The organism is Actinoplanes xinjiangensis, from assembly GCF_003148685.1.
Taxonomy (GTDB): domain Bacteria; phylum Actinomycetota; class Actinomycetes; order Mycobacteriales; family Micromonosporaceae; genus Actinoplanes; species Actinoplanes xinjiangensis.
The window spans coordinates 330,675-345,448 of sequence record NZ_QGGR01000004.1 but is presented as its reverse complement, the minus strand read 5'-3'; the positions used below and the strand labels follow the sequence as shown (position 1 = coordinate 345,448).

Annotated in this window: 12 protein-coding genes; 8 read left to right on the top strand and 4 right to left on the bottom strand. The window is 70.1% G+C overall.

Annotated features, from left to right (window positions below):
* Window positions 1-13 precede the first annotated feature (13 nt).
* Window positions 14-334, bottom strand: coding sequence for a hypothetical protein (locus tag BC793_RS11330; RefSeq protein WP_109592033.1), 321 nt, complete (start codon window positions 332-334; stop codon window positions 14-16).
* A 164-nt stretch (window positions 335-498) separates the two neighbouring features.
* Here BC793_RS11330 and lpdA point away from each other — a divergent pair, with 164 nt between their 5' ends.
* From lpdA to BC793_RS11295, 7 genes are all read left to right on the top strand, one after another.
* Window positions 499-1,890, top strand: coding sequence for a dihydrolipoyl dehydrogenase (lpdA, locus tag BC793_RS11325; protein ID WP_109592031.1), 1,392 nt, complete (start codon window positions 499-501; stop codon window positions 1,888-1,890).
* A gap of 56 nt (window positions 1,891-1,946) precedes the next feature.
* Entirely contained in the window at window positions 1,947-3,782 is a 1,836-nt protein-coding gene (gene sucB / locus BC793_RS11320; RefSeq protein ID WP_109592029.1) for a 2-oxoglutarate dehydrogenase, E2 component, dihydrolipoamide succinyltransferase, read from the top strand.
* Between the two features lie 83 nt (window positions 3,783-3,865).
* Window positions 3,866-4,783, top strand: coding sequence for a TIGR01777 family oxidoreductase (locus BC793_RS11315; protein WP_109592027.1), 918 nt, complete (start codon window positions 3,866-3,868; stop codon window positions 4,781-4,783).
* A 33-nt stretch (window positions 4,784-4,816) separates the two neighbouring features.
* The gene (locus tag BC793_RS11310; protein WP_109592025.1) at window positions 4,817-6,688 is read left to right on the top strand and encodes a DUF6311 domain-containing protein; all 1,872 of its coding nucleotides are present in this window, start codon (window positions 4,817-4,819) and stop codon (window positions 6,686-6,688) included.
* Between the two features lie 26 nt (window positions 6,689-6,714).
* Window positions 6,715-8,634: a DUF6311 domain-containing protein gene (locus BC793_RS11305; protein ID WP_239169871.1), complete on the top strand. Its 1,920-nt coding sequence runs from the start codon at window positions 6,715-6,717 to the stop codon at window positions 8,632-8,634.
* 10 nt (window positions 8,635-8,644) lie between these two features.
* Entirely contained in the window at window positions 8,645-9,274 is a 630-nt protein-coding gene (gene lipB / locus BC793_RS11300) for a lipoyl(octanoyl) transferase LipB (RefSeq protein WP_109592023.1), read from the top strand.
* Window positions 9,274-9,438: a peptide ABC transporter substrate-binding protein gene (locus tag BC793_RS11295; RefSeq protein WP_109592021.1), complete on the top strand. Its 165-nt coding sequence runs from the start codon at window positions 9,274-9,276 to the stop codon at window positions 9,436-9,438. The genes lipB and BC793_RS11295 overlap by 1 nt, the downstream gene beginning before the upstream one ends.
* 123 nt (window positions 9,439-9,561) lie before the next feature.
* Here BC793_RS11295 and BC793_RS11290 read toward each other — a convergent pair whose 3' ends face one another.
* Both BC793_RS11290 and aspS read right to left on the bottom strand, forming a co-directional pair.
* A complete protein-coding gene (locus BC793_RS11290; RefSeq protein WP_109592019.1) occupies window positions 9,562-10,704 on the bottom strand; it encodes an outer membrane protein assembly factor BamB family protein in 1,143 nt (380 codons plus the stop codon).
* A gap of 25 nt (window positions 10,705-10,729) precedes the next feature.
* Window positions 10,730-11,986, bottom strand: a complete 1,257-nt coding sequence (gene aspS, locus BC793_RS11285) for an aspartate--tRNA(Asn) ligase (RefSeq protein ID WP_109592017.1) — start codon at window positions 11,984-11,986, stop codon at window positions 10,730-10,732.
* Between the two features lie 314 nt (window positions 11,987-12,300).
* Here aspS and lipA point away from each other — a divergent pair, with 314 nt between their 5' ends.
* Complete coding sequence (lipA, locus tag BC793_RS11280) at window positions 12,301-13,263, top strand: lipoyl synthase (RefSeq protein WP_373871204.1); 963 nt, start codon at window positions 12,301-12,303, stop codon at window positions 13,261-13,263.
* A gap of 1,221 nt (window positions 13,264-14,484) precedes the next feature.
* Here the strand turns inward: lipA and BC793_RS11275 are convergent.
* Window positions 14,485-14,721 (bottom strand): hypothetical protein, encoded by a 237-nt coding sequence (locus BC793_RS11275; protein ID WP_146246234.1) that lies wholly within the window; start codon window positions 14,719-14,721, stop codon window positions 14,485-14,487.
* Window positions 14,722-14,774: the final 53 nt, after the last annotated feature.

The window sequence follows — 14,774 nt, the reverse complement described above, 5'->3', positions numbered from 1 at the left end:
GGCGCCGTCCGGATCAGACCGGGCGGCGCCGCTGCCGTTCGTTGTAGTCGCGCATCCGCTGTGGATAGCCGAGCAGTTTCACGTCGTAGACCGGCATGCTGAGCTGGTGCGCGAATTTCCAGGCCACGTCGGGTGAGCCGATGCGCCGCCGGGTCCATTCACCGTCGTGTGCCACAAGCAACAGGGTGGTCTCGGTCACTGTCGTCTGTGGCTCGATGAATGCCTCGACTCCCTGCTTCGTCCGGAAGAATTGCGTAAGATGCTCCAGATCGGCCTGGTTGACCGACCGTCCGCCGGGCCCGCCGGATCGGGGACGCCGCCGAAACCAAGCCACTGCTCCTCCTCGCGTTCGATCCCGCAAGGGTACGTCGGACCGACGTGTCGTGGGGCACCTGACTGCATTGACCGGGTCGCGAAGTGACAAGATGTCGGTGACGGGACTGTGACCGTTTCCATTGTGTGACCCACACCGGAGACGATGCGACCACTGGAGTCAACGTGAGCCAGCCCAACGGCGGAACCTTCGACATCGTCATTCTCGGCGCCGGCAGTGGTGGCTATGCGGCCGCCCTGCGTGCCGCTCAGTTCGACCTCAAGGTCGCGCTGATCGACAAGGCCGAGCTCGGCGGCACCTGCCTGCACCGCGGGTGCATCCCGACGAAGGCGCTCCTGCACGCGGCGGAGATCGCCGACCAGACGCGCGAGAGCGAGCAGTTCGGTGTGAAGGCCGACCTCGTCGGCATCGACATGGCGGGCGTCAACGCGTACAAGGACGGGGTGGTCGGCCGCCTGTACAAGGGCCTGACCGGCCTGCTCGGGCACAACAAGAACATCACGATCGTCCAGGGCGAGGGCAAGCTCGTCAGCAAGGACACGGTCGAGGTCGCCGGCCAGCGCTACACCGGCCGCAACGTCATCCTCGCCACCGGTTCCTACTCGCGCTCGCTGCCCGGCCTCGAGGTCGACGGCAAGCGGGTGCTGACCAGTGAGCACGCCCTCAAGCTGGACCGGGTGCCGTCCTCGGCGATCGTGCTCGGCGGCGGTGTCATCGGTGTCGAGTTCGCCAGCGTGTGGAAGTCGTTCGGCGCCGACGTCACGATCATCGAGGCCCTGCCCCGCCTGGTCGCCGCGGAGGACGAGGAGATCTCGAAGCAGGTCGAGCGCGCCTTCCGCAAGCGGAAGATCAACTTCAAGGTCGGCAAGCCGTTCGAGAAGGTGGAGCACACCGACAACGGTGTCAAGGTCACCATCGCCGGCGGCGAGACCCTCGAGGCCGAGGTGCTGCTGGTCGCGGTCGGCCGCGGCCCGACGACCGCCAACCTGGGGTATGAGCAGCAGGGCATCACGCTCGACCGGGGCTTCGTGATCGTCGACGAGCGCCTGCGCACCGGTGTCGGCAACATCTACGCCGTCGGTGACATCGTCCCCGGCCTCCAGCTCGCGCACCGCGGCTTCCAGCAGGGCATCTTCGTGGCCGAGGAGATCGCCGGCAAGAACCCGGCGGTCATCGACGAGGCCGGCATCCCGCGGGTCACCTACTCCGACCCCGAGGTCGCGTCGGTCGGCATCACCGAGGCCAGGGCCAAGGAGCAGTACGGCGCGGACAAGGTCTCGACGTACAACTACAACCTCGGCGGCAACGGCAAGAGCCAGATCCTCAAGACCGCGGGCTTCATCAAGCTGGTCCGGGTCAACGACGGCCCGGTCGTCGGTGTCCACATGGTCGGCGCACGGGTCGGCGAACTCGTCGGCGAAGCCCAGCTGATCACCAACTGGGAGGCCTTCCCCGAGGAGGTCGCCCAGCTCGTACACGCCCACCCGACGCAGAACGAGGCGCTGGGCGAGGCCTTCCTCGCGCTCGCGGGCAAGCCGCTGCACGCGCACAGCTGATTTCGAGCACAGCTGATTTCGACCGCGTTCTGACGTCATAAGGAGTTTGGGAAGAGATGCCGACATCGGTAACCATGCCGCGGCTGGGTGAGAGTGTCACCGAGGGAACCGTGACGCGCTGGCTCAAGCAGGAGGGCGAGCGCGTCGAGGCGGACGAGCCGCTGCTCGAGGTCTCCACCGACAAGGTCGACACGGAGATCCCGTCGCCCGCCGCGGGCATCCTCTCGCGGATCGTGGTCGGCGAGGACGAGACCGCGGAGGTGGGCAGCGAGCTGGCCGTCATCGCGGGTGACGGCGAGGACGCCGGTTCGGCCGCGCCCGCGCCGGCCCAAGAGCAGCAGGCCGAGGCCGAGCCCGAGCCGGAGCCCGCCGCCCCGGCCACCCCGTCGACCGAGAAGCCGGTCGAGGAGGAGGCTCCGGCCCCGCAGACCGCGTCCGACGCGCCGGGCGGCGCCGCCGAGGGCACCGAGGTGAAGCTGCCGGCACTCGGCGAGAGTGTCACCGAGGGCACCGTCACCCGGTGGCTGAAGGCTGTCGGCGACACCGTCGAGGCGGACGAGCCGCTGGTCGAGGTCTCCACGGACAAGGTCGACACGGAGCTTCCGTCGCCGGTCGCCGGCACCCTGCTGGAGATCAAGGTCGGCGAGGACGAGACCGCCGAGGTCGGTGCCGTGCTGGCGATCGTCGGCACCCCGGGCAGCGCCCCGGCCGCCGCGCCCGCCCCGGAGCCGGAGCCGGAGAAGCCCGCCGCGGCCCCCGCGCCGCAGCAGGCCCCGGCGCCCCAGGTCGAGTCGGCGCCCGCGCCGAACCTGTCCGGCGAGTCCTACGCGACCCCCTCGCCCGCCGCGGAGACCTCCCAGCCGGCCGCTCAGCCGGCCGAGGCGCAGCCCGCCCCGGCCGCTCCGGCCGCGCCGTCGGCCGAGGCCACGAAGTCCAACGGAGCCGGCGACGCCGGTTACGTGACTCCGCTGGTCCGCAAGCTGGCCGCCGAGAAGGGCGTGGACCTGTCCACCCTGTCCGGCACCGGTGTGGGTGGCCGCATCCGTAAGCAGGACGTGATCGACGCCGCCGAGAAGGCCGCCGCGGCCAAGGCTCCGGCGCCGGCAGCCCAGGCCGAGAGGGCTGCCGCGCCGACCGAGAAGGCGGCCCCCAAGGCGGAGCCGAGCCCGCTGCGTGGCCGTACCGAGAAGCTGACCCGGATCCGCGCCACGATCGCCCGCCGCATGGTGGAGTCGCTGCAGACCTCCGCTCAGCTCACCACGGTGGTCGAGGTCGACGTGACCAAGATCGCCAACCTGCGGAACAAGGCGAAGGCCGACTTCCAGGCCAAGCACGGCGTGAAGCTCACCTTCCTGCCGTTCTTCGCACTGGCCACGGTCGAGGCGCTGCAGCAGCACCCGGTGGTCAACTCCTCGATCGACGTCGAGGCGGGCACCGTCACCTACCACGGCTCCGAGCACCTCGGCATCGCGGTGGACGCGCCGAAGGGCCTGGTCGTCCCGGTCATCAAGGACGCCGGTGACCTCAACCTGGCCGGTCTGTCCAAGCGGATCGCGGACCTGGCGGACCGCACCCGCAGCAACAAGATCAGTCCGGACGAGCTCGGTGGCGGCACCTTCACGCTGACCAACACCGGCAGCCGGGGCGCGCTCTTCGACACGCCGATCATCAACCAGCCGCAGGTCGGCATCCTCGGTCTCGGCGCGGTCGTCAAGCGCCCGGTGATCGTGAACGACCCGGAGCTGGGCGAGATCATCGTGCCGCGGTCGATGGTCTACCTGGCGCTCTCCTACGACCACCGGATCGTGGACGGCGCCGACGCCGCCCGCTTCCTCGGCACGCTCAAGGAGCGCCTGGAGGCCGGGCACTTCGAGGCCGACCTGGGTCTGTAGTCGTCATCGGACCGGGGGGTGCGCCGTGAAGGCGTACCCCCCGGTTTGTTTTGGATCGTGCGACGTTCGGGAAAGAGCACATCATGCGCATCGTCATGGCCGGGGCGTCCGGATTCCTGGGTACCAGGCTCGCCGAACGGCTGCGCCAGAGCGGCCACGACATCGTCCGGCTGGTCCGGCGGCCCACCGAGCGGCCCGACGAGGCCTCCTGGGATCCCGCGCAGGGCCGGCTGGACACCGCGGTGCTCGCCGGCACCGATGCGGTGATCAATCTCTCCGGGGCGAACGTCGGCGATCATCGCTGGACGGCGGCGTACAAGCGGGTGCTGCGGTCCAGCCGGATCGACACCACCGACACCCTGGCGCGGGCGATCAGCAAGCTGCCCGAGGGTGACCGGCCGCGCACGCTGCTCCAGAGTTCCGGCGTGGGGTGGTACGGCGACACCGGTGACCAGGCGGTGACCGAGGAGGCCCCGGCCGGGAACACCTTCCTGGCCGACCTGTGCCGGGTGTGGGAGGCGGCCGCCCGACCGGCCGAGGACGCCGGTGCCCGGGTGGTGCTGATGCGCACGGCTCCGACGATCGACGCCGGCGGTTCGCTGATCAAGCCGCTGCTGCTGCCCTTCAAACTGGGCGCCGGTGCCCGGATCGGCGGCGGCCGCCAGTGGATGGCCTGGATCGCGCTGGCCGACTGGCTGGGCGCGGCCGAGTTCCTGCTGGTCCGTGACGATGTCGCCGGACCTGTCAACATGGTGTCGCCCAAGCCGGTGACGAACGCCGAGTTCACCCGTGACATGGCCCGGGTGCTGCGCCGGCCGGCCCTGCTCTCGGTGCCGGGGCCGGTGCTGGACCTGGCGATCGGGGAGTTGGCCGGGGAGGCGCAGCGGTCCCAGCGGGTGCTGCCGGGAGTGCTGTCCCATGCCGGATTCGGGTGGGCGTACCCCGATATGGCGGACGCCCTGGCGGCTGCTCTGCGACCCGAACCGGCGGTGACCGGGTAAACCGCTTCAGGGTTTCTTGCTAACCTGCGGCTGATGTCCGTCGCCGCCCCCGCCCCCGCCGCGTCCGCCGATCCGCCCGTCGAGCCCCAGGCGCCCTCCCGCGCCGGCCCTTGGCGTGCCCATCTGGCCGTCGCCCTGCTCGCTCTCGGTCTCGCCGTCTACGTGACCAACGGTCTGTGGCGTGACCCCTATGGCAACGGTCTCTCCGACAACATCGGTGACCAGGCATTCTTCGAGTGGCTGCTGGGTTACGGCGTCTACACGCTGGGGCACGGCTCGGATCCGTTCTTCACCGACCTGCTGAACGTGCCGTGGGGGGTGAACCTGGCGGCGAACACCTCCATCTCGGTCTACACGATCCTGTTCGCCCCGTTGACCTATCTGGCCGGACCACAGGTCAGTTATGTGACCATCCTCACACTGAATCTCGCCGGGTCCGCTTTCGCCTGGTATCTGTTCCTCAACCGCTGGCTGGTCCGCAGCCCGCTGGCCGCCGGACTGGGCGGCATCTTCTGCGGCTTCGCGCCCGGCTTCATCTCGCACGCCAACGGCCACCTCAACTGGACGGCCGGGTGGGTGGCGCCGCTCGTGGTGTGGCAGGTGCTGCGGCTGCGGCAGCCGGGCCGCTGGTTGCGCAACGGCCTGGTGCTGGGGCTGATGCTCGCCGCGTTCTTCACGATCGCCGCCGAGGGGCTCTTCTACACCGCTCTGGCCAGCGGTCTCTTCGTCATCACGTGGTCGCTGGCCAAGGCGGTACGGGCCGAGGTGAAAGCCGCCTTCACCACGGTGCTGCGGGCGCTCGGGGTGACCGCGGTGGTGGCCGGCGCCCTCCTGGCGTACCCGCTGTACATGCACTTCTCCGGTCCGCAGACGTTCTCCGGGACCGGGTTCAACCAGCGCTACTTCGCCGAGGACGCGGCCGCCTACCTCTCGTTCCCGAGCCGCTCGGTGGCCGGGTTCTTCGGGTACGGCTCCGACCTCGCCCCCAACCGCACCGAGGAGACGTCGTTCTTCGGCGTGCCGCTGGTCGCCCTGATCCTCGTGTCGCTGGTGCTGGTCTTCCGGCAGGCCGACAAGGGCCGCCGGGCCACCCTGCGGGCGATCATGGTGGTCGGCTTCATCTTCCTGGTGCTGTCGCTGGGCCCGCAGCTCAACTGGATGGACGCGGAACTGCCCGTCCCCATGCCGTACACGTTGCTCTCGCACCTGCCGCTCTTCGACGCGGCACTGCCGTTGCGCCTGGCCCTGGTCGTGGCCGTGGTCTTCGGCGTGGTGCTGGCGCTGATCACCCAGGAGCTGCTGGACCGGCGGCTCTCCCCGTCGGTGCAGACCGGCATGACCGCGGCGATCGTCGCGGCGCTGCTGCCGATCCTCCCGCTGCCGGTGCGGCACCAGGAGCGGGCGCCCGAGCCGGACTTCATCGCCGACGGCACCTGGCAGCGCTACGTGTCGGACCACGGTGTGATCTCCGCCCTGCCGTTCGCGCTGAACGTCACGGCCGACGGGCAGCGCTGGCAGGCGTACACGATGGCCCGCGGCGGCCCGCAGTTCCGGATTCCCGACGGCTACTTCCTCGGCCCGATGACCCACACCGAGGAGGGCCGCAAGCAGATCGGGCGGATCGGCGCGCCCCCGCTGCCGACCGACTGGCTGTTCACCCGCGCCGCGCTGTACGGCTATGTCACCGAGCTCAGCGACGGTGACCGGGCCCAGGCCCGCGCTGATTTCGCGTACTGGGGAGTGGAGGCCGTGTTCCTGCCCGAGCAGATCACCGGCTCCGACCACATGACCCTGTTCCGTAACGCGGTCCTCATGACGGCCACCGATCTGCTCGGTCCGCCGGAACAGGTCGACGACGTTCTGGTGTGGCGCATTCGTCCTGGCGTGGACCCGATCGACCGATGAATTCGGGGCTGGATAATCTCCGCGGCGTGACGATCGCCGCGCCCGCCCCGGAAACGGACCTGACGACCGCAACACCCGACGAAGAGATCACGCCGGAGGAGGCCGGCACCAGGCGTGCCCGTGCCTGGCCGGCCCACCTGGTGATGGCGGTGCTGTCGCTGGCCTGCGCCGTCTACGTGGTGCAGGGCCTGTGGGCCGCGCCGTACCGCAACGTGGTCGCCGAGAACGTCAGCGACCAGGGCCAGTTCGAGTGGATGCTGTCGTACGGCGTCCATCTGCTGCAGAACCTGAGCAACCCGTTCTTCACCGACCTGCTGAACGCGCCACGCGGCGTGAACCTGGCGATGAACACGTCGAGCACGTTCTACGCCGTGGTGTTCGCCCCGCTGACCTACTTCGCCGGACCGCAGGTCACGTTCGCGACCATCATGACGCTGAACCTGGCCGGCTCCGCCTTCGTGTGGTATCTGTTCCTCCGCCGCTGGCTGGTCCGCAGCAGTGTCGCGGCAGCGGTCGGCGGTCTGCTCTTCGGCTTCTCCCCCGGTCTGGTCTCGCACGCCAACGGCCACCTCAACTGGACGTCCGGCTGGATGGTCGGCATCGTCGCGTGGTGGGTGCTGAAACTGCCGGAGCGTGATCACTGGCTGCGTAACGGCATCGTCCTGGGCCTGCTCTGCACCATGGGCTTCTCGGTCGCCGCCGAGGCGCTGTTCTTCGCCGCCCAGGCCAGTGGCCTCTTCCTGCTCGTGTGGCTGCTGTCGCGGCCGGGCCTGCGGGAGGCCAGAACCGCGATCAGGCCGATCCTGGCCTCGCTGGGCGTGACCGCCGTGGTGGCCGGTGCGCTGCTGGCCTGGCCGCTCTACATGCACTTCGCCGGGCCGCTGAAGTTCTCCGGCACCGGGTTCGGGATGCGGCAGTTCTCCGAGGACCTGGTCGCCTACGTGGCGTTCCCGATGCAGTCGGTGGCCGGGAAGTTCGGGTGGGGCGCCGACCTCGCGCCGAACGCGACCGAGGCGACCTCGTTCCTGGGCCTGCCGCTGATCCTGCTCTTCTTCGTGGCGACGGCTCTGCTGTGGCGCCGGTCGGCCCCGGAGCGGCGGGTCACCCTGCGGGCGCTGACCGTCGTCGCGCTGGTCTTCTTCCTGCTCTCGCTCGGCCCGCGACTCCAGTTCGTCGGCGAGGAGCACTCGAACATCCCCCTGCTGTACGCGCTGCTCACCGAAGTGCCGCTGTTCGACTCGGCGCTCCCGGTCCGCTACGCGCTCGTCGTGGTCATCGTGTTCGCGCTGATCATCGCGATGCTCACCGACGAGGTGGTGCGCAGCCGCGACAGCCTGATCCGCAGCCGGGCCGGGCGGATCGCGCTCGGCGTGGCGATCGTGGCCGCGCTCGCTCCGATCGCCCCGGTGCCGCTGCGCGCCATGGAGCGCTCCGCCGAGCCGGTCTTCATCTCCAGCGGGCGCTGGCAGGACTACGTCTCCGACAACGGGGTGATGACCTCGCTGCCCCTCTCCAGCGAGGTCGCGGTGGACGCCATGCGCTGGCAGGCGTACACGATGGCCCGCGGCGGCGACAAACTGTTCCGCATCCCCGCGGGGTACTGGCTCGGCCCGCGCGACTACACGGACACCGGCCGGCACGAGACCGGCCGCCTGGGCCCGCCGGAGCGGCCGACCGCCAAGCTGTTCTACCGGGCCGCCCGATGGGGCAACACCCCGAAAATGAGCAACCTGGACCGGGCGCAGGCCCGGGTCGACTTCGCGTACTGGAAGGTCGAGACGATCTTCCTGCCCACGGAGCTGACCGGCCCCAAGGGACCCCTCAACCGGGACGCACTGCTCCAGGTCGCCACCCAGATGCTCGGTGAGCCGGAGCAGGTGGACGACGTGCTGGTGTGGCGGATCCGTCCCGGAGTGGATCCGGTCGACCAGTGGGACGAGGATTAGGCTTGCCGTCGTGACCTCTTCCGTACTCACCGTCCTCCGTCCCGGCCTGGTCGACTACCTGGAGGCCTGGGAGGAGCAGAAGCGCCTGCACGAGGGTGTGGTCGCCGGTACCCAGCCGGGCACGGTGCTGCTGCTGGAACACCCGAGCGTCTTCACCGCCGGCAAACGGACCGAACCGGCCGACCGCCCGTTCGACGGCACCCCCGTGGTCGACGTCGACCGGGGCGGGCGGATCACCTGGCACGGTCCGGGTCAGATCGTCGGCTACCCGATCCTCAAGCTGCCGGACCCGGTGGACGTGGTGGCCTACGTCCGCCGGACCGAGCAGTTGCTGATCGACGTCTGCGCCGAGTTCGGGGTGGTGGCCGAGCGGGTCGAGGGCCGCAGCGGCGCCTGGGTGCGGGCGACCGAGGGCGGACTGGACCGCAAGATCGCACAGATCGGGATCCGGGTGTCGCGCGGCGTCACCCTGCACGGCTTCGCGCTGAACTGTGACTGCGATCTGTCCAACTTCAACCGGTTCGTCCCGTGCGGTATCCGGGACGCCGGCGTCACCTCCCTCAGTGCCGAGGTCGGCCGCCCGATCCCGGTCACCGAGGTCCTGCCCGTGGTCGAGCGCCACCTCACCACACTGCTCTGATGGCCCTCTACCGCAATCCGCGCGACAAGCGGATCTTCGTCCCCCGCCCGAACGGCAGCGTGGTGCTCAACTTCGGTCACCCGATCGCCTGGGCCATCCTCATGTGCATGACGGTCATCCCGTTCGTGATCGTCACGGTGGTCACCGTCGCGGTCTTCCTCTAGCGAGCGGTTCGCGAACGAGGGCAGGAGCGGATCCGCGGGACACCGACCCCCTTCGGTACGGTTCGCGGGCCGGGTGCCGGCCTCCACCGCGGGTGGCTTCCGGTGCTTCCGGTGGCCGTACGATCAGAAAAGCCGCCAGACCCTGACCTGACCGCCGGCATGTTGGCACGCGAGGTGTTCGCCGGTGCGGCGGCAGCCGTTGGGGGTGGTGTCCGGGAGGCGGCCGCGGACCTGGCCGGTCGCCCATTCGACCACGCTGAGCCCGGCACCGTCGGGCCGGATCAGCAGGTCGCCGGCGGGCAGGCCGTGACCGAGAGCACGCCGGACCACGCCGCTGTCCGGGTCGATCCGCAGCACGTCGCCGGCGGCGGTCCGGACGATGCCGTTCTCGCCGCCGATCCAGTCGACGTTGGTCCAGACCGGGTCGCCGCTGATCGGATCGAGAGCCAACAGGCCGGGTCCGCCGGAGACGCAGATCCGGGTGCCGCACGGCACCACCGCCCGGGGCAGGAGCATCCGGACCGTCCACATGGCGCGCGCCCGGGCCATGTCGATCATGGTCACCGAGTTGTCGCCGAGCAGGTAGGCCCGGCCGCCGATCACCCGGGCCCTCGGCGCACCTCCGGCGGGGACCGCCTCCCGGGTGGCGGCGGCCACGTCACCGCTGCTCATGGCGATGCTGACAACACCGGTATCGGTCACCGCGAGCAGGTCGTCGGCGGTGGCCGCGACGGTGTGGAGCCGGTCCGGGAAGCGGCGTTTCCAGACGATCCGGTCGGTCGCCGGGTCGTAGAGCGCGAGCGTTCCCGCCGTGCCGTCCCAGAGGGCGACCCGGTCGGCGGCCGGACGGGCCACCGAGTACGTCCGCGGATCGACCCGGTCCGCACCGGTCCCGGCGTCGAGGATCCGGGTGTCCTCGTTGCCGGACACGACGAGCACCGGACCGCTCTCGGTGAGGGCCGGGATCCCGGCGAACCAGTCGAGATCCCGCTGCCAGAGCGCCGTCCCGGAGTCGAGCGACCAGGCGACGACGTCCATCCGGCCGCCCGTCCGGGTGGAGGTGCTGTACAGCGTGGTGTCGGTGAGCAGCCACGTCCCGGACGGCCCGGCGGTCGCGGCCACCTGCGGCAGGTCCCGGACCCGCGGCATCGGCGCCGACGGCCCGAGCAGGAGCATCAGGACCACGACCAGCGCCGCCGGCAGCACACGCGGCACCGGCGGCGCGGGGCGGGAGGGCGGGGCGGCCCGGTCGAGATCGATGATCACACCGGCATTCAACCCCGGCCGGCGTCTAGGGCGCGATCCGGTTCAGGTCGCGGGGGAACGCGGTCGTCTCGCGGACGTTCCCGATCCCGGTCAGCCGCGCCACGAACCGCTCCAGTCCGATCGCCCAGCCACCGTGCGGCGGCATGCCGTAGCGGAACCCGTCGAGATAACCCGCGTACGGTTCGAGCGGCTCACCCTGTCTGGTGAGGGCCGCGACGTAGTCCTCGTACCGGTGCAGGCGCTGCCCGCCGGTCACGATCTCCAGACCACGGAACAGCAGGTCGAAACCGTTCGACCAGGTCGGGTCGGCCGGGTCGGGATGGGTGTAGAACGGCCGTTTGCGCATCGGGTAGCCGGTCACGAACAGGAACTCCGAACCGTGCTCGCGCAGCGCCCACTCCCCCAGCGCCCGCTCGTGTGCCGGGGCCAGGTCGGGCTCGTCCGCGGGCGCGCCGGCGATCCGCAGCGCCTCACTGAAGTGCACCGCCGGGATCTCGTCCCTGATCTCCGTTTCCAGGGTGCCGATCTCGCCGAGCATTCCCTTGATCGTTCGGGTGAGCGCGGCCATCACGTCCCGGTGGTCGGTGATGAAACCCATCTCCGCGTCCAGCGACGTGTACTGCGCCAGATGCCGCGCGGTGTCGCTCGGCTCGGCCCGGAACACCGGCCCCACCTCGTAGACGCGCTCGAACACCCCGACCATCAACTGCTTGTAGAACTGCGGCGACTGCGCCAGATAACCCGGCCGCCCGAAATAGTCGATCTTGAAGACGTTCGCCCCGGACTCGGTCGCCGACCCGACGATCTTCGGAGTGTGGATCTCGACGAACCGCTGCGCCTCCAGCGCCTCCCGGAAACCCTTCGTCGCGGCGGCCGCGACCCGCAGGCTCGCCGCCCGGCTCGGATGCCGCAGAGCCAGAGCAGCATGGTCCAGCTGGGCGGAAAGGCCCGCGCTCAGCGCGGGACGATGCATTTCAAACGGCAGGGGTACGGCCACCCGGCTCAGTTCGCGGAAAGAGGGAGACGTCAGCTCCACTCCGTATGGCGCCTGCTCGTTGGCGGTGACCACGGCGGTCACCTCGACGACGCTCTCCTCGGTGAGCTGCTCCAGCCGCTCGCGGGCGGCCGGCTCGGTGACGACCACCTGACTGAACCCGGCGGTGTCCCGGACGATCAGGAAAGCGACCGACTTGAGCAGCCGGCGGCGATGGATCCACCCGGCGATGGTGACCTCGCAGCCCGGTTCCTGCGTGGCCAGTTCGGTGGAGAGGATGCGTTGCATGGCGGGACCTCCTCTGGTGACTGCAACGCGGCCCCAGGGAGGTGCGGGCGAGCGGGATCCTCGCGGTACCACCGCACCTTCGCGCTCACTGCTCGCGAGCGCCTCTTTGTCGTACTGCGGCTCCGGGGTGTCTTCACGCTCCGGCGCCCGGGCCACCCTTCCCAGCTGCCGGGTGGCTCTCTCGGCCGGCGGATCGAAGCGCTACTCGGTCCCATCAACACCGTGAGGCCGAACGCTAACAGTCACCGTTGCGGCGATCTCCTGAATTATGGGTGACAGCGCTCACAGGAATGGTCACGTGAGCCTCGTCGCCCCTGCGCTGTGCCCGGCCTGTGCGGGCGTATCTTCGAGGTGTGACTATTGCTCCCGAGGGCCGCCGCATGCTGCGCATCGAAGCGCGCAACGCCGAGACTCCCATCGAGCGGAAACCCCCGTGGATCAAGGTCAAGGCCAAGATGGGCCCTGAGTACACCGAGATGCGCGGCCGCGTCCAGAAGGAAGGCCTGCACACGGTCTGCCAGGAGGCCGGCTGCCCCAACATCTACGAGTGCTGGGAAGACCGCGAGGCCACCTTCCTCATCGGCGGTGACCAGTGCACCCGCCGCTGCGACTTCTGCCAGATCGACACCGGTAAGCCGGCCGAGTTCGACGCCGACGAGCCCCGCCGCGTCGGCGAGTCGGTCGCCACGATGGGCCTGCGCTACGCCACCGTCACCGGCGTCGCCCGCGACGACCTGCCCGACGGCGGCGCCTGGCTCTACGCGGAGACGGTCCGCCAGATCCACAAGCTGATGCCCGGCTGCGGCGTCGAGCTGCTGATCCCCGACTTCAACGCCGACCCGGCCCAGCTCGCCGAGGTCTTCGGTGCCGCACCCGAGGTGCTCGCCCACAACCTGGAGACCGTGCCGCGCATCTTCAAGCGCATCCGTCCCGGTTTCCGCTACGAGCGCTCCCTCGACGTGATCACCCAGGCCCGCGCCGCCGGCCTCGTCACCAAGAGCAACCTGATCCTCGGCATGGGCGAAGACCGCGCCGAGGTGACCTCCGCCCTCCGCGACCTCCACGCGGCCGGCTGTGAGCTGATCACCATCACGCAGTACCTCCGCCCCACCCCACGCCACCACCCGGTCGAGCGCTGGGTGAAGCCGGAAGAGTTCGTCGAGCTCAGCGAGGAGGCCGAGCAGATCGGCTTCGCCGGCGTGATGAGCGGGCCGCTGGTCCGCTCCTCCTACCGGGCAGGCCGCCTCTACAAGCAGGCCCTCGAAGCCCGCGGCTGACCCACGCCGGGCGCGGCCCCCGCGCCCGGGTACCCGCTTCACGCCATTCCGGGCCCAGACGCCGCATTCTCCCGCTCAGCGGCGGCATCTCGCGGGTCCGTCGGCCGTACCCCAGCCTGGTCGGTAACGGGATCGCCTGGTCGGTAGCGGGATCGCCTGGTCGGTAACGGGATCGATGGCTGAGCGAAGGCTCGCGGTCGATGAACGGCCCGTTCCCGGAACACCGACCTCGACTCACCGCGAGCCGACCTCCTCGTCGGCTGGTTCTCCGATGGCTACCCAGCCCGCCGGTGTCCGGCGCGCTGGGTAGCCGATTTCCGGTAGCCCGCCTTATTCGTGGTGACCCGCCTTACAGTGCGCGTCACCGATCCGGCCGCGCCGTCAGGCCGCCAGTTCCGCCGGGCCGCTGGGTCGTCGTCCCGCTGGATCGTCGGTTTCCCGCACCGCCCGTTCCGCCGGGGCAAGTTCCGCTGGCCACCGACCCCACCGTCCCGCCGGGTCCTCGGTTCCCCACGCCACCAGCTCCGCCGGGACAGGTTCCGCTGGCCACCGACCCCGCCGTCCTGCCGGGTCCTCGGTTCCCCCACGCCACCAGCTCTACTGGGACAGGTTCCGCCGACCCCGCCGTCCCACTGGCTCGTCGGTTCCCCACGCCACCAATTCCGCCGGGACAGGTTCCGCTGGCCGCCGGCCCCGCCGTCCCACTGGGTCGTCGGTTCCGCCGAGCCTGCCTCGCTGCCAGTTCCGCTGGCCCCGGCCGGGATGGTCGGCTGCCGTAGTTCGCCGACTGCGGCATCGGCGACGTTGATCAGCGCACACAATCACTCAACGTGTGCTCTCAATGGCGCCCTGGCACACACGGGCGCACACGATCCGAAAACCGTGCGCGTTCATCGAGGTCATGGCGACGACAGCAGCCCACATACCCGTTACGTGCGCTCCCACCGTCGCTCGAAAACCACTGGCCCCGGCGATGCAGCCGATACCGAGCAGGACCACCCCTGCGGTCAGTACCGGCCGGATGGGTGCAGCTCACCGCCGCTCGCGCCCCGGAGGCCACACAGATACGAAACCCTGACCGCCGAGGGTTCTCCAGACGCGTCGCCGAAAGATTCCGCCGCAACTCTCCACGAGCGGCGGGCAAAACCCGGGTCTACTCGCCGGGAATCGTGAAAGCCCCACGCCGATCCGGCGCGGGGCTTTCACACAGGTTCCGGGTGGCTACTTCTTCTTCTTGACCTTGGCTGCCTTCTTGCTCTTCTTGCTGCCCTTGCCGGACTTGCCACTCTTCTCGGATCCCCACCGGGACTCGGCGACCTCCGGAACGAGCACCGGCGACAGCAGCTTCAGAAAGACCATGGCGAGCGGCGCCAGCCAGGCCCACCACGGCACCAGGGAGTCGGGGCCCATCAACATGTCGACGACGCCGTAACTCACCTCGACTGCGGTATCCATCATCTGCCTCCGGGGACGACATGCTCAGGTCAGGCAAGGCGCCCTCCCGTGCTTCG

Bases quoted from the DNA above. Each gene is read 5' to 3' on its own strand.
- sucB (WP_109592029.1), top strand. From the start codon at position 1,947: ATGCCGACATCGGTAACCATGCCGCGGCTGGGTGAGAGTGTCACCGAG.
- BC793_RS11275 (WP_146246234.1), bottom strand. From the start codon at position 14,721: ATGATGGATACCGCAGTCGAGGTGAGTTACGGCGTCGTCGACATGTTG.
- BC793_RS11310 (WP_109592025.1), top strand. From the start codon at position 4,817: ATGTCCGTCGCCGCCCCCGCCCCCGCCGCGTCCGCCGATCCGCCCGTC.
- BC793_RS11295 (WP_109592021.1), top strand. From the start codon at position 9,274: ATGGCCCTCTACCGCAATCCGCGCGACAAGCGGATCTTCGTCCCCCGC.
- BC793_RS11315 (WP_109592027.1), top strand. From the start codon at position 3,866: ATGCGCATCGTCATGGCCGGGGCGTCCGGATTCCTGGGTACCAGGCTC.
- aspS (WP_109592017.1), bottom strand. From the start codon at position 11,986: ATGCAACGCATCCTCTCCACCGAACTGGCCACGCAGGAACCGGGCTGC.